The following is a 22,100-nucleotide window of genomic DNA, read 5'->3' as shown; positions in this document are numbered from 1 at the left end:
TTTTTTGAAAGAAATTTTCCAGCCGCATCACAGCAAAAAGAAACAGACCAGAACTTTTTTCTTCGCTCTGGTCTGCTTCCATACAGTTTTTTCTGTTTTTACTGAATAAAATCCGCATACTCCGCTCTGCTGACCTTTTTCAGATCCTCCGGCGCCATGCACAGCGTGGTTCCGATTCTTCCCCCGCTCACGTAAACTTTATCAAATTGTGCCGCACATTCCTGAATCACGGTCGGATACTGTTTTTTCATTCCGATCGGGCTGCATCCGCCGCGGACGTATCCGCTGACTGCAGTGATATCTTTGACATGGATCATCTCGATGGATTTCTCCCCCACCGCTTTTGCGGCTTTTTTCAGGTCTACTTCCTCTGCAATCGGAAGCACCAGCACGTAATACTGTTTGCTTTTGCCCTGCGCCACAAGCGTTTTAAACGACTGCTCGACCGGCGCGCCGGTTTTCTCTGCTGTGTGAAGCCCGTCGATAAATTCATCGCATTCATATTGAAGAACTTCGTATTTGATTTTCTGGCGGTCCAGAATCCGCATTGCATTTGTTTTGATTTCTTTTTCTTTTGCCATTATTTTCTCTCCGGTGCTCCCTGCAGTGCATACAGTTCTTTTTTGAGCTGTTTGATTTCTTTTTTCATCTCAATATTTTTCTGTTTCAGCCGTACGACAGCATCCCCGGCTTCTTCCGGTTTTACAGAAAGTAAACGTGCAATGCCGAGGGTATTGATGTGTTTTAAGCAGTAATCCGCATACGCTTTTTCACCGGAAAGCATGGTCACGCGGACGCCGCCTTTGTATTTCTGGGCACTTAAGATTTTGATCAGACGGATTTCCCCTGTTTTTGCAACGTGGGTTCCGCAGCACGCACAGCTGTCGCAGCCTTCGATCGTCACAATCCGCACCTGGCCCTCGATCTCTTTTTTGCTCCGGTAATCCATGGTTTCCAGCTCTTCCTTTGACGGATAACTGATCGTAACCGGAACATTTCGAAGCACGGCTTTGTTTGCCTCCTGCTCCACATCGTAGAGCTGCTCCTCGGTCAGAACACCGTCAAAATCAACGGTAATGACATCACTTCCCATATGGAATCCAACGTTGTTGAAACCGTAAATCCGATGCACGATACCTGACACGATATGCTCTCCGCAGTGATTCTGCATATTGGAAAAACGTTTTTCAAAGTCAAGTTTTCCAACTACCGTTTTGCCCGGCTCGAGCGGTGCTTCCACGGTATGCCAGATTTCGCCGTCGATTTCCTGTACATCCGTTACAAAAATTCCATCCAGTGTTCCCTCATCTGCCGGCTGGCCGCCGCCCTCCGGGAAAAATGCGGTCTGATCCAGCAGCACGCGGTACATGCCGCCCTCGCAGACGCTCCGTTCTACGGTTGCCTCAAATTCACCCAGGTACGCATCCTGATCAAATAATCTTGTTGTGCTCATAATTTTTCCTCTTTTCCGTCTATTCGTTTACAATGTCAATCTGGCACATTTTCATAGCTTCCAATGCATTTTTATGACTCTGCGGCGTTACGCCCGCGCACGCGGATGCATCGACAGAAATCGGCACTTCCGGATAAAATGCTTTCAGCAGCATGGCATTGGAAATCACGCAGATGTCGGTGCAGAGTCCCACGAGTTCAATGAATTCCGGCACGCCGCCTGCCAGTTTTTCGATCTCCTCCGGCAGATTTTTTGCACCGAAGGTGATTTTATTCATCACCACGGCCTGTTTTTTCTCCGCCATTTTCTGAATTGTATCCTGCAGTGCATGACCCTTCGTTCCTTCGATACAATGCTCTACCGGAAGTTTTCTGCCCTCGGACGTTTCCAGATAATCCGCAAAATGGGTATCTCTGGTGCAGATAACAGCTCCGTCAAACGAATCCATCACCTCTGCAACGCGGTCAACAATCCCGACCGCCTCTTTCGTGCCGATACTTCCGTCGATAAAATCATTCTGCATATCTACTACAATTAATACTTTCATCTTTGTTCTCCCTTCTGGGACATTTTTTTATAAATGCTGCATCCAGCTCAGTGCCAGTGAAATCCAGCTCTGGCACTCTTCGCGTACTGCGTTCTGGTATTCATAGCTCTGTGTCTCCTCGCTTGCAAGGCCAAGGCCGTGGCCGCCGACCGGATAAATATGCATTTCTACCGGAATCTCCAGTGCATGCAGTGCAGTAAAGAACAGAATGGAGTTTTCTACCGGCACGCAGTCGTCCGGCGCGGTATGCCACAGGAAGGTCTTCGGCGTATCGAGGCTGACCTGATTCTCGAGAGACATCTCGTCTACCAGCTCATCGTACCGGTCTCCCAGCAGATTGGTGAAGGATCCGCGGTGCGCTTTCGGACCGGATGTGATAACCGGGTAGGATAACAGCAGACCGTTCGGACGAAGCTGCTCTGCGTCTACGCCAAGTTCTTCTGCAAGGAATGTTTTCTTTTTCCAGAACACACCGTACGATGCTGCCAGATGGCCGCCTGCGGAAAATCCCGCTACTACTACTTTGTTCGGATCAATATGATATTCTGCCGCATGCTCCCGCAGATGTGCAACGGTCCAGGCAAGCTGGCGGAGTGCCGTCGGATAGTGAGCTGCCGGAGCAACACTGTAATGCAGAACAACAGCGTGGTAACCGGCTCCGACAAACTTCAGCGCAATCGGCTCTGCCTCACGCTCGGACACCCATTCATAACCGCCGCCCGGGCAGATCACGATGACCGGACGCACGCGTTCCGGAGCAATCTCACGCGAGTTGTCCAGAAAATACGTATATAATTTTGCAGTTTCTTCTGTATCTTTTACTTTGACATCTAATACCTGATAATTCATAAGTTCTTCCTTTCACCCAATTTTTCCGGGTACGGCCACAGCCGCCAGTTTTTACTCTGTTGTCATTATACCGTATCGGCGCAAAATATCAAGCGTATCGCACCAGACACTTTTTTCTTTTCAAATCCAATTGCTCATAGTATAATAAATTTATATTTGCATGTTTTTGAGCGGCAAAAATAACACACAAAGGAGTATATTGCAATTATGGATTCCAATCTTATTGTCCTTACCGATCAGGACGGAAATTCTGTCCGTTTTGAGCTTCTGGATATCGTAGAATACAAGGAGGATGAGTACGCCGTTCTCTATCCGGCCGACGGCGGCGATGACGAACCGGTACACATTCTGCGCATCATTTCCGAGAATCTCGATGTCAACGAAGCCGAGTTCGAAGGCCTCGATGACGATGAACTGATCGACACCATTTATCAGATCTTCCGCGAGCGCAACGATCTGGACGACTGATTCTGCCACGCAAAAAGAGCAGCATTTTTACCTTTCACACGTCGGTAAAATGCTGCTCTTTCTTTATTCTAATTTTTCCTCTTTCTTTGTTTCAATCCACAGTCGGTAATTTCACAGAGTCTGACATGTCAGCAAAATGCTGACTGTGGTTTGCCTCATGTCAGTGGGGGATACCGATTTCTCTCCGCCCGCCACTGCCGTTAACTTTCTTATTTGCAATTCATCTCACCACCTATAGAGGTGAGAGAATCCTTGCTATTATTTGTTGAATATTTTTCCAATATCGCAGCCAGTGGAGAGAATATCTCTTTCTGAGGGACATTACAATTTATACTGCATAAAATTCCCATTGTGCACAAATCCAAAATCTGTATACAACTTAACGCCCATATCCGATGCCGTAATCTGTATTGTTCCGCATCCATATTCTTTTGCATCTTCTATCACACGGGACAGCAATTCTTTTGCAATACCTCTTCTTCGATACGCCGGATCTGTAAACATACTGGACAGTAATCCAATTCTGCCGCTCGGGCATCCAAAGTATGGAGGTTTTTCTACAAATGACATTCCACTTGTTGCGATGATGCTCTCTCCGTCAACAGCAATCCAAGATACAAAAGTACCATCCGCCATATGACGTTCATAGTAATCTTTTAACGCAGGTGCTAAATCAATTTCTTCTTTTGCCCCCTCTTCGCGAAGCTGATGGATTCTCATCTGAATGAAAAAATCCAGTTCCTTTTGGGTAAGTCTTTTATATTCGATTGCCATTTTTATTTCCTTCTGCTTATTTTCTCACATCCAGCACCTGCACATACGGGTCGTCCTTTGTGCATGGTTTCCAGTCGTCTTTTCCCTCTGCGTTCGGGTTTCCGGTTTTCATGAAATTGGTCCAGTCGTCCATCATTTCTTTGCTGAGGGCATAGTCGCCTTCGGTTTTCGGGCGCCAGCTTCGGCCCAGGGTTCCGAACATGTACCAGAGTTCGGAGGAATGGAACGCTCCGGCGTCGTCACCTAACAGGGCACGGGTGAAGTAGTAAACGTAAGCCGGTTTTCTTCCGAGTTTTTCCAGCGCAATGCTCCAGTTGATGCATCCCTTATAGATGCCGCCGTGCTCGCCTTTTTCTTTCATCTCCGGGAACACGCCGATGTCGTCTGCGGTTGATCCGAGCATATATGGGATGTCCTTGATTTTTCCTTCGGTTACGGCATCGTTATAGCCGCAGGTCAGCAGATGATTGTCGATGTTCGGTACGAAGCTCAGCATTCTCGATGGATTTACGCGGCCAAACTCCTCCTGCAGCTCCACAATTTTCTCAGCCGGAATCGCACGCAGTTCTTCCAGCGATTTTGCTCCGCTAAGCTCTATAAATTCCTGGCCGATGGTTTCTGCCTCGGAAAGCGGCATATCGCGGTTCAGTCCGGTGTCGTAGCCGCCGGCGCTCTGGAAAATGGCTTTGCTGATCCAGTTTTCAGTCAGCGGAGAACTGACGAGTGTCTGTACGCTCATGCATCCCGCGGACTGGCCGAATACGGTGATATTTTCCGGGTCGCCGCCGAATGCTGCGATATTTTCTTTTACCCATTTCAGTGCTGCGATCTGGTCGAGAATCGCGTAGTTTCCGCTTCTTCCGACACCGCTCTCCTCGGACAGCCACGGATGTGCCAGAAATCCGAAAGCACCGAGACGGTAATTGATCGTAACGAGAATCACGCCGCGTTCGCAGTAAGCAGATCCATCAAATTCGGATTCGTGGCTGAAGCCGTGCATAAACGCGCCGCCGTGAATCCAGAAAGCAACCGGCAGTTTTTCATCCACTGTATTTGCCGGTGTCCAGATATTTAAGTACAGACAGTCCTCACTCTGCTTCATGCCGAATTCCGGGTCGAGATAAAACTCTTTTCCATAGAAGGAGTCCGGCTCATGCTCGGTCTGCGGGCAGACGCATCCGAAATGATCCGCCTTATAAACGCCCTCCCAGCACGCCGGCTCTTCCGGCGGGCAGAATCGTTTTTCGCCTACCGGCGGCTTTGCGTACGGAACGCCGCGGAATACCGTGTAGCCGTCTTTTTGCACACCATGAATCTGTCCATATTTTGTTTTTGTCTCTGTAATTGCCATAAGTAAAAATCCCCTTTCCATTTCTTATAACTGTGATAAAAACCCTCATACAGATTTAGTATAGCAAATCTTTTTCTTCGCTTCTATATGCACAATTCCAAATAATGGCACCCAGTTTTGTAACTATTGATTATTGGTTATGCAGACATTTAAAAATCCTCTTGATTTATTAGCACACAGAAATAATAATATTTTGTATATAAGATTGACTTATTATCACTGACAAAAACCTTTCATGACTGATCTGGTTTACTTTGACCGGTTTTGGTGCTACACTTTTCTTTGCTTCAAAACGACATATTTCATAGTGAGGAGGGGTATTTAGTATGAAAGCCATTTTAACAGATCTTCTGGCAATCATCGGCGTTGTGCTGAATGGTCTGCCGCAGGGTCTTCTTGCTCTGACGTTTGGATTTGCATCGGTTCCGACGGCGCTGGCATTCTTTGTTGGTGCGGTGGGCAATACGATTACGCAGAGTGTCGCACCAATTTCCTTCCAGGCGGAGACGATCACTTACGCCGGAACGGCTGGAAAAGACCGTTCGGAACGCTGTACGATGATTTTTATCGGCGGTGTGATTATGGCTCTGATCGGAGTGTTTGGACTGCTGACAAAAATCGTAAACTTTGTAGGTGAGGATGTTGCCTATGGAATGATGGCCGGTGTCGGTATCATTCTGGTAAAGGCCGCGATCGATATGATCAAGAGTGATGCCATTTCCGGCGGTGTTTCCCTGGCCGCAGCACTGATCACCTATTACTTTACCAAAGCCAGTGCCAATACCCTGGTTTATACCATCGTCATTTCCGTTGTAGCATCCTGCATTGCCAATGCATTTTTCAACAAAGAGAAATCCAGCATTGTCGTAGAGGATGATAAATTTGTCCGCCAGAAATTTACAATCAATGCCAACGTAATTCTCGGCGCACTCGGTATGGTCTGCCTGAACATTGGTTCCAACATTTCCTTCGGCGGAATTACCGCAGGAATGGCAACCGGCGGAAATTACAACGTCGATAACCTGACCGTGATTTCTTCCCTGGCCGATATGTTTTCTTCCTTTTTCGGAGGAGCCCCGGTTGAGGCAATCATTTCCGCAACTGCCAATGCACCGCACGCTGTATGGGCTGGTGTCATCATGATGGTTGTGATCGGTGTAATTCTGCTTCTGAAACTGCTTCCGAAAATCGGAAAATTTGTTCCGTCTTCTTCGATCGCAGGTTTCCTGTTTGTACTCGGTATCTTCAAAACCGTTGTACTGGATGCGCCGTCTGCCTTCGCTGTCAATGCAGCCGTCGGCGGAACCACAATGGTTGTCACTGCAGTAACAAACCCGTTCCTCGGAATGCTGGCCGGTGTTGCTGCAAAACTGCTTGGATTATAAATTCAGTAACATAAGAGGAAAATCGTATGAAAGAATACAGCATGGAGCTCTGCGGAGTGAAAAGAACACTTCCATTTATCCCGATCAGTGAGGAGATGGCGTTTGCAAGCTTTGTTGTCCTTGGTGACACCGAGCTGGTAAGTGCATGTGCGCCGGAGCTGGCCGCAAAAATCGGAGAAGTCGATGCCATTGTCACCGCAGAAGCGAAAGGTATTGCCCTAGCGTATGAAGTAAGCAAAGAGCTGGGCCATAAAGAATTTATCGTTGCACGAAAAAGCACAAAATCCTACATGAAAGATGTGGTTTCCGCATCCGTTCATTCGATTACAACAGCGGGTGAGCAGCATCTTTATCTGGATGGAAAAGACGCAGATAAAATCCGCGGCAAACGTGTCTGCCTGCTGGATGATGTCATTTCCACCGGCGAGTCCCTGCACGCACTGGAATGCCTGATGGCGAATGCCAGTGCAGAGGTTGTAAAAAAAGCAGCGATCCTTGCTGAGGGCGATGCTGCTGATCGAAAAGATATTGTATTTCTGCAGAAGCTTCCGTTATTCAAAAAGACGGGCGACGGAGAGTACGAAGTCATCGAATAATTGCCAATCCTTCTAATGCATATAGAGAATAGAAAAACGGTGCAGTTCTGAATTTCTGCCATGAATTCAGAACTGCACCGTTTCTTTTTAAAAGAGACGCAGAAGCATCATATACGAAATGGTTCCAAGAAGGATGGAGACGAGGGTCTGGTGTTTCCATTTGTAGGTGATAAAAACGACCGCTGCTGCGAGCAGTTTCGGTACTGCGGCAGAGATACCGCCGGTGGGAATATCTTTCATACAGTAAATGATCAGTACCGCCATGATGGCAGACGGCAGTGCCTGGCCGAGTCGTTCGAGTGATGCGGGCATTTTACGGCTGCCGGAAAATGCAAAAAACGGGAGTGCACGGAGTCCGAAGGTGATCAGAGCGGAGACAGCGCCAGCGTGTACTTCTCTGCTTTTTCCCATTGGTCAATGAAGATAATGAGAAACAGGGCTGTCATACAGAAATCAAGGCCCGTCAGGTCAAATGGAACGATCTGGCCTAAAATGCCGCCAAGAACCGAACCAACTATCCAATAGTAGCGGCTGAACAGAGCGACGAGGAACATGGTGTCCTCTTTTTCTTTTTTCGGAAGATCTAAGGTACAGTTTACGGCGTATGTCTCATCGGTCATCGTGTGAATCATGTACAGCTTGCGGCGCCCCATCTGTTTGAATTCCTTCAGGAAGGTAATGCTGTAAAAACTCTGGCGGCTGTTCATCAGAAGTGCAGTGAGCGCAATGGTGATGAGGGAAGCGCCGCTAGAAAGAAACGTAATCAGAACGAACTGGAACGCGCCCGTATAGACCGTCAGACTTACCAGCAGTGAATCATACCAGGGAAAGCCGGCGGATGCCATCATCATGCCGTAGGCCATGCTGACGAAAACGTAGCTGCAGAAAATCGGGATGGATTTTACGAAAGCAGTTTTTAAGGTAGTGGAAGAAAATCGTTTCATAGATAAAATATCCTCACGTAAAAATAAATTTTAAAAATTAAATTTATCATACTATCTATATCATAGTGAGTCAATAGGAATACCATTTTACGCCAAAAGAAACGGATGACCTTCATCACCCGTTTCTCTCATTCTGCTCCAATCAACACATTCTTCCCCGCAAATGCAAACCCATAATGCCGGATCCTTTCCTGCGGCACGCCGAGGGCCACCAGTTCTGCGTCGTATTTTTTATCCACGATCTGTTTTAAAGCCTCCTGCACCGCATCTTCCAGTGTCTCCTTTTTTACCCGGCTGCAGACTTTAAATTCAATAATAATCGCCGGATCTTTTTCTCTATTCTTCGGAATCATCATCACATCATACCGTCCAAATCCACTTTCCCGATTCGACCGGATCTGATAACACTCTGCGCGTTCTGCCATCAGTCCCAGGACGAAGCCATGATAGAATCGTTCCGGCTCCAGACTTTCATTTGTTTCCCCGCCGACATCAAAATGGCTGAAGGTCGCAAGTGACACTTTATTCATATAATAATTCATCGCTTCCAGATCGCCCTGCATCAGTGCTTTCACAAAGCTGCTGTACCCAGCTTCCGATGCTTCAAACCATCCGCGGAACATATCATCAAACATGCTCACCGTTTCCAGATTGGTGATACGGAGCTGATACCACGGCTTCAAAGTAATTCCACGATACTCCACCTCTTCCGCTTTCAGATAACCGCTCGCGAGCAGCAGACTCCAGATTGCATTTTCATTGTAATCCAGCTGTTCAAACACCATCTGCTCATCAAAGTTCACCGTGACTGCCTGTCCGTTCAGTAGATCTTCCATATACTCTTTGATTTCCGGCGAGGCGGTGCGGATCAGCTTTCCTGCCAGACCGTTCGAACTCGTATCTGCCCAGTACGGGCGCAGTTTCTTTTCTTTTAAATAATTGGTAATCGACCATGGATTGTAGATATCGCGGTGTCCGCCAAAGATAAATCCATCATACCACTGCTTCACAACGTCCTTTTTGTCTCCCATTCCGAACTCGTCCAGAGATGCAAAAACTTCCTTTTCGGTAAATCCAAAACAGTCCGCATACAGATCCGATGTCGTCGTCACCACACGCAGATTATTTAAGTCAGAAAAAATACTTTCTTTCGAAACCCTCGTGATTCCGGTCATCATCGCACGTTCCAGATAAGGATTCGTTTTAAACGTCGCATTAAACAGACTCCGCACAAACGTTGTAAATTCCGCCCAGTAGCCATGGACATACGCTTCCTGCATCGGCGTGTCGTACTCATCCAGCAGAATAATCACTCTTCTGCCGTAATACCGCGCCAGATACATACTCATATTATTGAGTGCCGCTGCGGCCTCCGCATCACCCATATGCAGATTGACCTCGTTGTATGCTTTCTTCTCATTTCCGCTCAGCAGATCCCCATCCAGAAGATAACGGTTTTCTTCATACACTCTCGCAATCTGCTGTTTGATCTGGATTTTTGCTTCCGAAAGCTGATCTGCTTTCACGGCTGCAAAACTCAAAAAGATCACCGGATACTTTCCCTGCAGTTCCCGATATTTTTCTTCTTTCCAAACGCCAAGTCCTTCAAACAGATCGCCCCGGGCGGCATATTTATTAGAGAAAAAGCAGTCCAGCATGCTCATATTCAGTGTCTTGCCAAAGCGGCGGGGGCGGGTGATCAAGGTGATTTCATCCCCGTTTTCCCACCAGTCCTTGATGAAGTGAGATTTATCCACAAAGAAATAATGGTTTTCCCTTAAGGATGCAAAATTCTGTTTTCCTATACTGATTACTTTTTCCATCCATCACACCTGCTTTCGGAATTTGTCCTTTTCTCGATTATACACTATCCTTTCCTGAATTCCAATCTTAAAACATCCTATTCGCCGCAAACGTAAAAAACAATAACGCCAGAAACAGCACTTCCAGCACCGCTCCCAGAATGGTAATGATCTTTCCCGTCTTCTCTTTCCAGATTTTTTTCATCCCCAGATACAATAGAATTCCGATCACCGCGCCAAGCGTATTATCGATCACATCCGTAATATCACTCGCGCCGATCGCAAAAATATACTGTGTCACCTCAAAAAACAGGCTTAGTCCCGATGCAAGGAGAATGCGGTTCTGAATTTCGCTGTCCGGGTAGATGGCTGAGATGCAGAGGCCGAACGGCAGAAAGACCAGCATATTTTCGATAATTTCACTAATCTGCACTTTCCCGTTCACCACAACCGACGCCGCATACGGAACCAGATTAATCCCCCGCAGGTGCGGAATTTCTTCCGGGCGCAGAGCGAATTTGAATAAAATGCACCAGACAAGCAGCGCCAGGTAAATGCCGAATACCACAAGTAATGCTTTTGATTTTTTCTCGTTTTTCCAGGTCATGTTCTTTCCTCTCTCATCTTCACTTGATAAGAGGATTCTACCAAAACATTCTTAGGATTCCGCTTCTTCTTTTCCAAAGAAATCCCAATAAATTTCCTAAGATTTTCTGATGCTCAGATTCTTTTACATTTCTTCGTCATGCCAATTTATTATATCTTTCATATCAATTATATCTTTTACATATCACAAAAAAACTGTGTATAATACCCCGTGTGCAGAGAAATGAATCAAAATGAAAATCCCATGTTCCCCTGGGACAGCAGTATTCTCCCCACTGCTGTCCCTCCTTTCAGGGAAACTGTTACTGACAGTTTTCTTTGGTGTAGACGAAAAGAGGAGGCTGTGCAGCGACCACAGCCTCCTCTTTTCTATCTTTTTCGTTTTTCTTTTTGTTTATTTCTTAATCTCATATCCGCAATACTGCATGACCAGCTCACAGAACATTGCGTTTGCCCAGGAGAACCACTCTCTGGTGTAAACGGTCGGATCATCTACGAAAACACCCTCGTGCATCAGTCCTGTACCGCCGTCGGTTGCCATCAGTTCGTGGATCATCTGATGTTTCTCCTCTTTTGTCGGTGCGGTCAGTCCCTCGATGGCTTTGGAGATGTGCCATACGTAGCGGACCGGTGTGTGCGGACTTCCGATTCCGGAAAGCTTTGTTCCGGAATAGTAGAACGGGTTTGCCTCGCTTAAGATCAGCTTTCTTGTGTTGTCAGCCACTTCCTGGCTTTCCGGCTCGTAGCCGAGATAGCTCATAGCCAGAAGACTCGGTACATTGGCATCGTCCATCAGATTATACTGGCCAAAGCCGTCTACCTCGTAAGCATAAACATCGCCAAGTCCCCAGATATGGGTGGTACCGTAAGTCTCAATGGCCTGTTTTACGGTCTTTGCCATCTCTTCTGCTTTCTTCGCAATCTCCTCTTTTCCGCCGACGAAATCTGCGATCTCCTTCAGATAATTCAGAACGACAACCGCAAACATGTTGGACGGAATCAGATAACCGTAACGGCAGGAATCATCGCTTGGACGGAAGCCGGACCAGATCAGGCCGATGCCGGATTTTACCTGCGCACCTTTTCCGTCGCGGGAAAGCGTATCGGTGTAGGAGCAGTTTTTACGGATGAAGCTGTACGGGGATTTCTCCTCGTGATTCATTTCGGTCTCAAATACAGTCAGGATTTTGTCAACACCCTCCCAGAAAACCTCGTCAAACTGATCCGTTCTTCCTGTATTCTTCCAGAACAGATAGGAGAACTGCAGTGGATAGCAGAGAGAATCGATCTCATACTTTCTCTCCCAGATCCACGGTCCCATATCGGTCTCGTCCTTCTCCCAGCAGTTGCCGTTCGGTCCTTCGTTAAATGCGTTTGCGTATGGATCGATGTTGATGCACATAAACTGGCGGCGGATCAGGCCCGCGATCAGGTCAGCCAACTCCGGGTCGTTCTGCGCCGGAACAAGGTACGGGCGCAGCTGTGCTACCGAGTCACGCAGCCACATGGCCGGGATATCTCCGGTGATGACGTAGGTGCTGCCGTCCTCCATTTTCTTTACGGTTGTGTCGAGGGTATTGGAGTAGCATCGCTCAAACATATCAACGATTTCCGGCTCGTCTTTCAGTTTTTCTCTCAGGCTTAAAATCAGCTCCTGAACGGACTTTGGTAATGTCTCTTTCATTCTTTTTTCATCCTTTCGCTCAATTTTTTCATTTCCCGTTATCCTGCAACAGGGCATCTCCGTAATCGAAAATGCCCTGTTGTAGTTCTTATAAAGTTAATGTATCAAACTTATTTCTGTGCGTCAATCTGTTTCTGAGCTTCCTCGCGGATGGTCTCCCAGCCTGCTGTCTCAAGCTCAGCATCGATGGTTTTTACAAGCTCTCTTGGATCCTGTGCGCCGGTGAATAACTCAGAATAGTATTTTTCATATACGGCACGGCAGTTTGCAAGCTCTGTTTCGATGTTGGAGGTATCCAGGTTGAATCCAAGCATCTCAGACGGAGTTGCTTTCTCGTTCAGCTCTTCTACTTCATCCCACTGGTTGAAGTCAACATCGTCTGTCTGAGTTACGTTGAAGAAAGTACCCTGGGTATATCCGGCCATACCCCAGTCAGTGGTCAGGCGGTGTACCTTATTGTCATCGGTGTACTCGAAGTCTTTTCCTTCTGCTCCATAGTAGAACCAGTCACGTACTTTGGAATCCGTATTTACCAGGTTCAGAAGCTGAAGTGCTTTGTCCGGGTGCTTGCATCCGGAGTAAATACCATTGATGGAACCACGTACAGTTGTGTTGGAAACGACTGTGTTGCCATACTGTACTGCTGAACAATTGGCGATACCATTGTTCGGACCCCATGTTGTTTTTGCAGCGCCGCTCCATCCCTGTGCAACAAAGAACATTGCGTATTTGCTGGAATCATCTGCTGTCGGAGCGTCTCCGTTGATGATGCCCTCCTGATACATTTTACGAACGATATCCAGGTTGGAAAGGATTTCTTCGTCATCCAGCGGATTGACAACGGTCTTGCTGTCATCGCCGTATTTAACGCCGATTGCCGGAAGTCCGGAGCTTAAATCATCGTAGTTCAGGTTCAGCAGGAAGTTTGCACCATTTTTGGACATGAAGTACGGAGATCCGCCTTCGCCCTCTTTTACTGTCTTCAGAGCATCGTACAGAGTATTGAAATCTGTTACAGAATTTACATCAATGTTATATTTGTCTGCAATATCCTGATCCCATACAAAGTACTCGGAAAGGGAGCTGTCTTTGTAGGTCGGTACGCCGTAGATTTTTCCATTTACTTCTACTGCTTTCCAGTAATCTTCCGGAATCATGTCATACAGCTCGGAAGCGTTGTCTTTGAGCAGATCTGTAATGTCCATCAGTGCGCCGGTGTTCACCTCAGAAGAGTAACGGTTCTGGTCGGTGAACAGGATATCGAAATACTCGCCGGAGTTTGTGATAACGCTTCTTCTGTTATCCCAGTCACCCCACGGAACGATTTCCATGTCTACATTAACGCCGATTTTCTCCTCCAGATATGGGTTGATCTGTGCAAGCCACTCATCATAATCCTTCGGCATTCCGTTACCAACCTGAATCCATTTCAGTGTAACAACTTCATCTTTTGCATCACTCTTTGAAGAGCTGCTGCTTCCGTTGCTGCTTCCGCAGCCTGCCAGCATGCCACCGGCCATAACAGCAGAAAGTGCAAGAGCTAAAAACTGTTTCTTTTTCATTGTAGCATCCTCCTGATATAAAATATAGAATGTTGAAATTATCCTTAACCGAAGCCTTTTGCTTCAGTATGAGATCCATAAAGGTAAATGGTCGATCAGCCTTTTACCGCACCGACCGTCAGACCGGAAATGAAGTATTTCTGGAAGAACGGATAGCAGCATGCGATCGGGATGATGATGATGATTGCCATCGCCATACGGGCGCCCTCTTTTGGCATCGAGTTCATGTACTGTGCCGTGGTAACGCCAAGAGACGGGTTGTTTGCCATCACCTCAATATTTCTCTGTACGTGATCCAGCAGAGCCTGCAGGGAATACAGCTTGGTATCGCTGATGTACAGGGAAGACTGGAACCAGTCGTTCCAGTAACCGAAGGTGAGGAACAGGGCGATCGTTGCCATCAGCGGTTTCGACAGCGGCAGGGCGATCTTTCCGAAAATCTGGAACTGGGTTGCTCCGTCGATCTGTGCCGACTCAATGATGGATTCCGGAATGTTGGTCTTGAAGAACGTTTTACAGATAACAACGTTGAACGAAGAAACACAAAGCGGAAGGATCAGCGCCCAGATACTGTTTTTCAGGTTGAGGAACTGTGTGTTAACTACATAAGAAGAAATCATACCACCATTGAAGATCATTGGAATAAAAACGACCATGGTGAAGAATCCGTTCAGTTTGTAGGTGCTTCTGGAAAGAACGTAACCCATCAGCATCGTAAGGGCAACTCCGATTACCGTACCGATAACCGTTACCGCAACGGAAACGCCAAGTGCTGTCAGGATCATCTGTCCTTCCCGAAGAAGAAATTTGTAGGAATCCAGCGAGTATGCACTCGGAATAAACTGGTAGCCGTTCATCTTGATCGAATGCTCGGAAGAAATCGAGATCATAAAGATGAATACCACCGGGATAATACAGGCCAGGGCGAGGATCACAAAAATAACATTGAAAATTGCATTTGTAGATCCCTGGATCTGATTTAAATGTGAAGAGGAAGCCAGATCAAGATCTTTTTTCTTTTTTGCCATTTTCGTACCTCCTTAAATAATCGCGCTGTCTTCATCAATCTTCTTCACAATGGCATTGGCAAGAAGGATGGTGATGCAGCATGCAACAGACTGGAAGAATGTTGCCGCAGAAGTCATTCCGATCGGAGTGGAAGACTGCAGTGCGTTGTATACATATGTGTCGATAGTTGCTGTCGTTTTGAAGATCGAACCGCTTGCTCCCTGAGAAAGCTGGAAGAACAGTCCGAAGTCGGAGTAGAAGACCTTTCCGACATTCAGGATGAACATCATGATGATGACACTCTTTAAGCAAGGCAGGGTAATGTGCCATACCTGCTGTCTCTTGTTGGCGCCGTCCATAACGGCTGCCTCGTACAGTGTGGTATCAATACCGGAAATGCTGGACAGGTAGATAACCATGTTGTATCCGGTAGATTTCCACAGATACATGAAGATCAGGATAAATGGCCATACACCGGCACTCATGTACCACTGAATCGGTTCCTTGCCTGCATTTCTCATTATACTGTTGATCAGACCGTTGTCCTGGTTCAGGAATGCATCCAGGAAGTAGGAAGCTACAACCCATGACATGAAATATGGGAAGAACATCATCGTCTGATATACCTTCGACGCTCTTTTGTTGTGCAGCAGGCTGATCATGATAGCCAGTCCTACGGAAAATACCATACCAAGAACGATAAATGCAAGGTTATACAGGATTGTGTTTCTCAGGATGACGAACAGGTCGTTGGATCTGATCAGGAACGAAAAGTTTTTGAAGCCGGCCCAGTCACTGTGGAGCAGGTTATAAATGAAACTCTTTCCGCCGGTGATTTTGTAATTCTTGAACGCAATGATCAGACCGAACATAGGCAGGAAGCAGAACAGAATATACCAGATGGTGGTCGGCAGCGCCATGACGGTCAGCTCCGTGTCATTCTTGGTCCAGCGTCCTTTTTTCTTTTTGCTTGGTTTACTCAAGATTTTTTCCTCCTTCTCCCGATTGCTCGGGCTTATCACTTGATCCGTTTATCTTACAAACGGAATCCCGGTAAATAATCTTTCCGGGAATGCGGTATACCTCGCCGCTCTTTTTCTGCGGTTCATTCATATGTTTGATCATACGTTTTGCCGCAAGACGTGCAATCGCGTCGGTGTCAACCGCAACCGTGGTGAGCGACGGACTGCACAGTTGTGCATAAATGGAATCATCAAAACCGGTCACGGAAACATCCTCCGGTACGCAGATTCCACGCTCTTTTAATGCCTGCACTAATTTGAATGCGGTGGCATCGCAGTTACAGACAAATGCGGTGGGCAGCTTCTCCGGTAGCAAAAGCGGAATGGCAATGCCTTCATCGCTTCGGTCCGGGATTCTCCACTCATTTTTCGGGGAAATTCCCTCCTCCAGCATTCTCCGCAGATATCCGAGATATCGGTCGGAAATACTGGTTGTACTTCCTACGGTTCCGACAAATCCGATGTCTGTGTGGCCCTGCTGGATCAGGTAATTGGTCAGCTCATAGGAGCTGTAAATATTCTCGGTGATGACGGAATCGGATTTGTGGGTTCGATCGTAGATGTCCACATACACTTTCGGGAGATCAATCTGTGCAATCTGCTCCCGGACACCCTTATCGAGAATACCAAGAAAGATCAGGCCGTCGAACAGCCCTCTGGTCTGTATCGTGTTCATGTCCGACGGGAGTGTTGCTGTTGTCGGAGAAATCATGATACTCGAACAGGATGCTCTCTGCAGCTCGTAGATGATCCGCTCGTACATTGCCATATAAAATTTTCCTTCGTCTCCGGAGCTGAACCGCGGACTCATGATGATACCGACTTTTTTGCTCTTCCGTTTTCCGTAGTCCGGAAGGACATAACCGGATTCTCTCGCAAGCGCAAAAATCTTTTCTTTCAGTTCTTCTCCCACGCCGTCTTTTCCGTTCAGCGCCTTGGAAACTGTTACTTTACTGATGCCCAGCTTATCTGCCAGGTCCTGCATGGATACTGATTTTCTCTCTGCCATGTTACCAACAGCCCCTCTATTTGTTTCTTAACTTGTGTTTAGATGTTAACATCTTTTAGAAAGATTGTCAATAGCCTTTTCGTTATTTTGTATATTAAAATTCTTATTTTCCAGTCCTAATTTGTATAGATCGAGGAGTATTCTTCTGTTTCTTTTGATTTTTTAGACAGAAAATCTGTGTTCTTGTGTTAAGTCACATAACATCTTAATATTAACGCAGTACTTTTTCGCCTGTTTTCATTTTTAACGAAAAAGCAGCGGAAAGTCTGACTTTTTCGTCTTGTTGTCGCCCTTTCGCTGCCTTTCACTTTTCTATTATCTTCCGTACTGCTGCCGGATCGCCATAGCCGCATTGATTGCCACCGCCAGAAAAAAGACGGCTACAGATATCCCTGTTCCCATTGTTACTGCTTTGAACACCCATAAAATTGTTCCGCCAATCCCGGAACCCAGATTAACAATATAGGCATTTTTATAACAGGCCGCCAGTCCGATACAGGCAATCGCACTGCAGACAAAAAAGAATGTATCAAAGAAAACATTGATATCCAGTGTTCCATTTACTTTTGAGAGGACAGCCGCTATAATTCCAAACAGTATCATCGCTCCAAGAACCGTAAAGCTCAGCTCCCTGCGGTTCATCTTCCGCATAATGGTTTCCGTCTGTTTCTTCTTCCCTCTCCATTTCCAAAAGCTGTAAAGAGCCATCGGAGCCTGCATAAAAATCATAAATACAAAAGTTGCATATATCTTCGTCTGCCATGCCAGAATGCCATTGCAGATCGCATAGACAAAGCCAATCAGGAATCCCGGTGCAAAATTCATGGACACCATAAAATTAAACGTAATGCCGATCAGGGCTGTTACCAGGGCAAACAGCGTGTCCCCGCCAATCACCCCGGCCGCAGCGACTGCTGCAATCTGCAGCAGCAGAACAATATATTTTTTCTTTTCCATATTTTTAGTTATCCGCAAATAAAAGTAACCACACCCTTGTCATTATCCGACAGACTTTCCATATCTTTCTCTGCGGTTTCCTGCTCCACAATCTCCACTCCATAACGGAACTCACTGAATCCGGACAGGTCCATCTTGAAGTTTGTTTCCCATGTGTTATTCATAATCCAGCTGTAAACCGGCCGTTTATTATTCTCCTCTTTGTTATCGCACAGAAGGATTGGGTGGGATTCCATCTCCCCCATGTAAAGTAACGGTGTGTCAAAAGTATTAACCAGAATGGTCTGATCTTTTGTCCGGTAAACGAGCCCTTCATCCGCAATATAGTATTCCATATTGGTGCCAGGAAGCTGATCAATACCAGGGCGCATGGTAACACCTCCATTCTGGATCATCACTTCCGCATCCGGAAGATTTAACGATAACGGAAGGTACAGGCTTTCGATATCCTCGCTTAATGTTTTGGCTACCCGGTAAGAAAACTCAATTTTCGGAAGATGACGGTACATTTTGATCACAACACTGCTGTGATACGTTCCCTCCAGGGTAAAGATCAGTTCTACTTTGGTAAACACCGGTCCGTGATCCAGAATTTTCACATCCGTAAGGTCACCCTGATACTGCTCTGCGTGAAGTCCGCGGATATTTCTTCCGATCAGACTGCGTTCCGCATAAACCCCCTTCCGTATTTCGGTGCGTTCATAAACCGGCGTGAAGAACGTTTCCAGACCGGATTTGCACATTTCAACCTCTGCTTTTTTATTGTAAAAGGAGGTAATACCCTCTCCGACTTTCCATTTGATCTGAAAGAAATCGTTTTCCAGACCGTAAGGCAGTTTGTAACTTTCCGGATCGTACGTGTTCACAATATCGCGCACCCGCTCTGCGCCTACCCAGGCAGTTCTGGTGAACAGGGTCTGGGACAGAGCCGGCTGCTCTTCGTACGTGAACGTTTTCTCTTCCATTGGCTCAAATTCTGCCAGAAAACTTATCAGGACTCCGCGCGGATGAGCAGACAGCTGCACCTCCATCTCCTGTTTTGTTTTGTCATCGGTTACTTTAACTGCAGAAAGACTTAAGGTTTCTACGTAAAATTCTACCGGAAATACTCTCTTTTGATGGCTTGTGGAAACAGCTTTCACTTTGCCGGACAGATTGTAATACCGCAGGATATCACCCAGTTCATGGCTAATTAAAGGGAACAAAAAGAAAGGAAAAACCAATCCAGACGGTATCAGCGGCAGGCTACAAGAATAAATTGTGATTTCACAAGATTGGTGTTATAATAAGAGAAAAGCTCCTGCCGGGGCAGCCGCCCCGGTGGTATGGGTAGAAAGGCAGGAAAACAATATGCACATCAGCTATAAACCACTCTGGCACACACTGTTAGAGCGTGATATGCGAAAAGAAGATTTAAGGCTTGCCGCTGGTATGACAACGAATATGATTGCCAACATGAGTAAAGAGGGAAAGCACATCAGCATGGACACATTAGCCCGTATCTGCGAAACGCTGAATTGTGAGATTACCGATGTGATTGAGTTAGTACCAGACGAGCCTACTTCCACAGGAGGTAAGGAACATGAGCGAACTGAAACCAAGAATAACGGAAAACGGAATTGATTATATCCTTGTCGGAGATTACTATATCCCGGATTTGAAGCTGCCGAAGGAACACCGCCCTATTGGAAAGTACGGACGGATGCACAGGGAATATTTAAGGGAAGTCCACCCAGTCAGATTGAACACATTGACCTTGACCGGGGAGTTATGGACATACCTTGCAGACCTGAACGAACAGGCACAGGAACGGTTAGACACCATCATGGAGCAGATGAAAGATGCCGAGGGCGTGACCGAGGAATTGAAACGAACCCAAGAAATGGAATGGGTGCGGCGTTGCAATAACATTCACAACCGGGCAGAAGAAATTATTTTGCAAGAGATGATTTATTCATAACGGTATGATAGAATGATTATGACAAATCGGAATTGACCGAGCTGAAAGAGAAGGATGCTTGTTGCCCGAAAGACAAGAAGATGGAAGTAGAAGAAAACAAAAAATAATTTTTTATATGAAAGGCTGGTTGCAGAATGTCAAAACAAAATATTTATGATAATGATTTATTTTACGAAAACTTCGAGAAAATACGTAGCAAAGAAATCAATTTTAATGATATTATTGAGACACCAATAATATTAGGAATGATACCTGAACTATATAAAAAGAAAGTATTAGATATTGGATGTGGTATGGGGCAACATGCACTTCAATATTCAAAGAAAGGGGCGTTATCCGTTCTTGGAATTGATATATCGGAAAAAATGTTAGCATATGCAAGAAAAAATAATGCTGCCTCTAATATTGAATACAGAAGACTGGCGTTTGAAGAATTGGATGATTTAGAGGAAAAGTTTGATGTTATTACAAGTTCATTGGCTTTTGATTATGTAGAAAATTTTGAAAGACTTATGAAACAGATTTATAGTCACTTGAATGAAAATGGCAAATGTGTTTTTTCGATGTCACACCCAATAAGTACAGCATATGATGGGACTTTTGACAGATATACCAGAGCAGAAACTGGAGAAAGATTATATGCTAATCTACGAAATTACGGAATAGAGGGTAAGCGTGTTATTCATTGGGTAGTAGATGAATATGAACTTTATCATAGAACGATTTCAACATTAATAAATGATATTGTTTCTGCTGGATTTATTATTGAGGAATGTCAGGAATCAAAAGTACCAGAATCAATTAGAGAAAAGCGAGCAGATATGTTTGGAGGAGTTATTCATCAGCCAGACTTTATTTTTTTTAGGTGTGGAAAGAAAAATTAATATTTTATCTATGTAAAGAACCCGACAACTTCCAGTTTGTCGTTCTAAAAATTCAACTGAATAATCCCAGCAAAAACCGCTGCTACATGGAAGCCAACAAACCATGCAACAGCGGTTTTTCTTTACCGTTTTTTCCTTTGGCTGATAGGCGTTCCCATTTTCTTTGATTTTTTGAGAATCCGAATCAGCCAGCGAAATTCTTCGTCTGACAGATTTTTATAGTTGATACCGAGCTGTTTACAGTAAAGGACAACCAGCTTTTCATCCCGGCTGCCCTTGAAATTTTCGACCGCTTCCAGATTTTCTTTCAGTTCATTGGCAACAGTGGTCTGGGGTGCACTCTCACTGTCCTTTTTATGGGCTTCTCGAATATCCCGGATAATGAGGTTGAGGTCATCCCGTACCATCTGACTGAAATATTCATCATCACTGATATGGGCGGCTTGTAGCACTTTCAAATGGGGGTCGTCTTCGCCAGGGCGATACCGTTCAATGATTTCATGTCGGACAGTATCAACAAGGGCATTGAGGTTTTGAATCTGCATGGTGGCAATCCCGTCCACATAAATCTCAATGTCCGCAAGAAACTTGATAAAATCTTTATGTGTGGCAAGCTCACAGAGCAGACGGTTGTTAATCCGACCGCTTTTCAGGAGAGCAACCATCTCATCATTCAAATGCAACTCCGTCAATGGCGTGTTGATCTGCTCCCTGTTCTCTGTCCGGCACAGCAGATAATCAACGGAAACCCCATAGAAGTCTGCCAGTGTGATAAGGTTGCCATGATTGATTTCTTTATAATCCTCTTTCTCATAACTTCCAAGAGCTGATTTGGAAATACCCGTCAACTCTGACAACTCTTCCAGATTTAAGCCTTTGTCCTTGCGGAGTTCCCAAAGGCGTTCCTGTATGCTTGTCGCTCCTTTCATGGGCGCACGCTCCTTTCCGGTGGTTTGATTGCTGCCGCTTATCTGGATTATATCACACTTTCCGCAATCGTGGAAATTTCTGATTTTTACCCCTAATTCCTACTTTGTGGACATACGGCACAGGGCACAAAAATGTTCTATGATACAGGTAGTTCATCGATGGATTATTCCAATCGAATGACCAGCCTGTGTGGGATATGCTTCCCCGGCGATGTAGTGCCATGACTTTTGGCAGGGATATGGAGGAACCCTTACCAAAACGAGCATACCAAAGGGAGCGATACGCCGCTGTGAGATTCAGGGGAGGAAC

At 46.0% G+C, this 22,100-nt stretch carries 24 protein-coding genes; 6 read left to right on the top strand and 18 right to left on the bottom strand.

From position 1 onward, the window contains the following. Positions 1-98 precede the first annotated feature (98 nt). Genes ybaK through DWX26_RS12180 form a run of 4 tightly spaced genes read right to left on the bottom strand, consistent with a single transcriptional unit; the run spans position 99 to position 2,849 of the window. Positions 99-581: a Cys-tRNA(Pro) deacylase gene (gene ybaK / locus DWX26_RS12195; protein ID WP_055219087.1), complete on the bottom strand. Its 483-nt coding sequence runs from the start codon at positions 579-581 to the stop codon at positions 99-101. Further along, on the bottom strand, positions 581-1,453 hold the full coding sequence (locus tag DWX26_RS12190; RefSeq protein WP_118601513.1) for an alanyl-tRNA editing protein: 873 nt from the start codon (positions 1,451-1,453) through the stop codon (positions 581-583). The genes ybaK and DWX26_RS12190 overlap by 1 nt, the downstream gene beginning before the upstream one ends. A 19-nt stretch (positions 1,454-1,472) precedes the next feature. After that, positions 1,473-2,000: a cysteine hydrolase family protein gene (locus tag DWX26_RS12185; protein ID WP_118601512.1), complete on the bottom strand. Its 528-nt coding sequence runs from the start codon at positions 1,998-2,000 to the stop codon at positions 1,473-1,475. A gap of 27 nt (positions 2,001-2,027) precedes the next feature. Continuing rightward, positions 2,028-2,849 carry an alpha/beta hydrolase gene (locus tag DWX26_RS12180; RefSeq protein WP_022461955.1) on the bottom strand — a complete coding sequence of 274 codons (822 nt, stop codon included), beginning with the start codon at positions 2,847-2,849 and terminating at the stop codon, positions 2,028-2,030. Positions 2,850-3,056: 207 nt separating this feature from the next. Here DWX26_RS12180 and DWX26_RS12175 point away from each other — a divergent pair, with 207 nt between their 5' ends. Then, a complete protein-coding gene (locus DWX26_RS12175; RefSeq protein ID WP_022461956.1) occupies positions 3,057-3,317 on the top strand; it encodes a DUF1292 domain-containing protein in 261 nt (86 codons plus the stop codon). Positions 3,318-3,638: 321 nt separating this feature from the next. On the opposite strand, the gene DWX26_RS12170 is transcribed toward DWX26_RS12175, so the two are convergent. Together DWX26_RS12170 and DWX26_RS12165 are read right to left on the bottom strand one after the other, a co-directional pair. Then, positions 3,639-4,091 carry a GNAT family N-acetyltransferase gene (locus DWX26_RS12170; protein WP_117761906.1) on the bottom strand — a complete coding sequence of 151 codons (453 nt, stop codon included), beginning with the start codon at positions 4,089-4,091 and terminating at the stop codon, positions 3,639-3,641. Positions 4,092-4,107: 16 nt separating this feature from the next. Then, positions 4,108-5,442: a carboxylesterase/lipase family protein gene (locus DWX26_RS12165; protein WP_117761905.1), complete on the bottom strand. Its 1,335-nt coding sequence runs from the start codon at positions 5,440-5,442 to the stop codon at positions 4,108-4,110. A gap of 326 nt (positions 5,443-5,768) precedes the next feature. Between DWX26_RS12165 and DWX26_RS12160 the strand changes: the two genes are divergently transcribed. After that, positions 5,769-6,827: a benzoate/H(+) symporter BenE family transporter gene (locus tag DWX26_RS12160; RefSeq protein ID WP_117761904.1), complete on the top strand. Its 1,059-nt coding sequence runs from the start codon at positions 5,769-5,771 to the stop codon at positions 6,825-6,827. A 26-nt stretch (positions 6,828-6,853) separates the two neighbouring features. Continuing rightward, complete coding sequence (locus tag DWX26_RS12155; protein WP_117509969.1) at positions 6,854-7,423, top strand: phosphoribosyltransferase family protein; 570 nt, start codon at positions 6,854-6,856, stop codon at positions 7,421-7,423. 87 nt (positions 7,424-7,510) lie between these two features. Here DWX26_RS12155 and DWX26_RS12150 read toward each other — a convergent pair whose 3' ends face one another. From DWX26_RS12150 to DWX26_RS12100, 11 genes are all read right to left on the bottom strand, one after another. Further along, a complete protein-coding gene (locus tag DWX26_RS12150) occupies positions 7,511-7,834 on the bottom strand; it encodes a branched-chain amino acid transporter permease (protein ID WP_118601511.1) in 324 nt (107 codons plus the stop codon). Then, positions 7,789-8,367: an AzlC family ABC transporter permease gene (locus tag DWX26_RS12145; protein WP_118601510.1), complete on the bottom strand. Its 579-nt coding sequence runs from the start codon at positions 8,365-8,367 to the stop codon at positions 7,789-7,791. The genes DWX26_RS12150 and DWX26_RS12145 overlap by 46 nt, the downstream gene beginning before the upstream one ends. A 128-nt stretch (positions 8,368-8,495) precedes the next feature. Continuing rightward, entirely contained in the window at positions 8,496-10,190 is a 1,695-nt protein-coding gene (locus DWX26_RS12140; protein ID WP_118601509.1) for an AAA family ATPase, read from the bottom strand. Between the two features lie 67 nt (positions 10,191-10,257). Next, positions 10,258-10,776, bottom strand: a complete 519-nt coding sequence (locus DWX26_RS12135) for a VanZ family protein (protein WP_118595887.1) — start codon at positions 10,774-10,776, stop codon at positions 10,258-10,260. A gap of 393 nt (positions 10,777-11,169) precedes the next feature. Continuing rightward, positions 11,170-12,459, bottom strand: a complete 1,290-nt coding sequence (locus DWX26_RS12130; protein ID WP_118595886.1) for a glycoside hydrolase family 125 protein — start codon at positions 12,457-12,459, stop codon at positions 11,170-11,172. Positions 12,460-12,569: 110 nt separating this feature from the next. Continuing rightward, positions 12,570-14,021: an ABC transporter substrate-binding protein gene (locus tag DWX26_RS12125; protein WP_117509974.1), complete on the bottom strand. Its 1,452-nt coding sequence runs from the start codon at positions 14,019-14,021 to the stop codon at positions 12,570-12,572. A gap of 95 nt (positions 14,022-14,116) precedes the next feature. Next, positions 14,117-15,049: a carbohydrate ABC transporter permease gene (locus DWX26_RS12120; RefSeq protein ID WP_118601508.1), complete on the bottom strand. Its 933-nt coding sequence runs from the start codon at positions 15,047-15,049 to the stop codon at positions 14,117-14,119. A gap of 12 nt (positions 15,050-15,061) precedes the next feature. Continuing rightward, positions 15,062-15,949 carry an ABC transporter permease gene (locus DWX26_RS12115; RefSeq protein WP_055265684.1) on the bottom strand — a complete coding sequence of 296 codons (888 nt, stop codon included), beginning with the start codon at positions 15,947-15,949 and terminating at the stop codon, positions 15,062-15,064. A 55-nt stretch (positions 15,950-16,004) separates the two neighbouring features. Then, positions 16,005-17,060, bottom strand: a complete 1,056-nt coding sequence (locus tag DWX26_RS12110; RefSeq protein ID WP_117804850.1) for a LacI family DNA-binding transcriptional regulator — start codon at positions 17,058-17,060, stop codon at positions 16,005-16,007. Positions 17,061-17,375: 315 nt separating this feature from the next. Further along, on the bottom strand, positions 17,376-18,017 hold the full coding sequence (gene pnuC / locus DWX26_RS12105; RefSeq protein ID WP_117761902.1) for a nicotinamide riboside transporter PnuC: 642 nt from the start codon (positions 18,015-18,017) through the stop codon (positions 17,376-17,378). 8 nt (positions 18,018-18,025) lie between these two features. Then, positions 18,026-19,222 (bottom strand): hypothetical protein, encoded by a 1,197-nt coding sequence (locus DWX26_RS12100; RefSeq protein WP_158580609.1) that lies wholly within the window; start codon positions 19,220-19,222, stop codon positions 18,026-18,028. A gap of 145 nt (positions 19,223-19,367) precedes the next feature. Between DWX26_RS12100 and DWX26_RS12095 the strand changes: the two genes are divergently transcribed. The 3 genes from DWX26_RS12095 to DWX26_RS12085 all read left to right on the top strand — a co-directional run bounded on the left by DWX26_RS12095 (position 19,368) and on the right by DWX26_RS12085 (position 20,861). Further along, the gene (locus tag DWX26_RS12095) at positions 19,368-19,640 is read left to right on the top strand and encodes a helix-turn-helix domain-containing protein (protein WP_039865074.1); all 273 of its coding nucleotides are present in this window, start codon (positions 19,368-19,370) and stop codon (positions 19,638-19,640) included. Then, positions 19,600-19,977, top strand: a complete 378-nt coding sequence (locus tag DWX26_RS12090) for a TnpV protein (protein ID WP_003020283.1) — start codon at positions 19,600-19,602, stop codon at positions 19,975-19,977. The genes DWX26_RS12095 and DWX26_RS12090 overlap by 41 nt, the downstream gene beginning before the upstream one ends. Positions 19,978-20,111: 134 nt before the next feature. Further along, a complete protein-coding gene (locus DWX26_RS12085; protein ID WP_117471364.1) occupies positions 20,112-20,861 on the top strand; it encodes a class I SAM-dependent methyltransferase in 750 nt (249 codons plus the stop codon). 122 nt (positions 20,862-20,983) lie between these two features. On the opposite strand, the gene DWX26_RS12080 is transcribed toward DWX26_RS12085, so the two are convergent. Continuing rightward, entirely contained in the window at positions 20,984-21,790 is an 807-nt protein-coding gene (locus DWX26_RS12080) for a helix-turn-helix domain-containing protein (RefSeq protein WP_009323504.1), read from the bottom strand. Positions 21,791-22,100: the final 310 nt, after the last annotated feature.

The sequence above is a fragment of the Blautia sp. AF19-1 genome, from assembly GCF_003479155.1.
Classification (GTDB): domain Bacteria; phylum Bacillota; class Clostridia; order Lachnospirales; family Lachnospiraceae; genus Fusicatenibacter; species Fusicatenibacter saccharivorans.
Note: the sequence above shows the minus strand (reverse complement) of the source record. Positions and strands in the feature narration are given on the sequence as shown.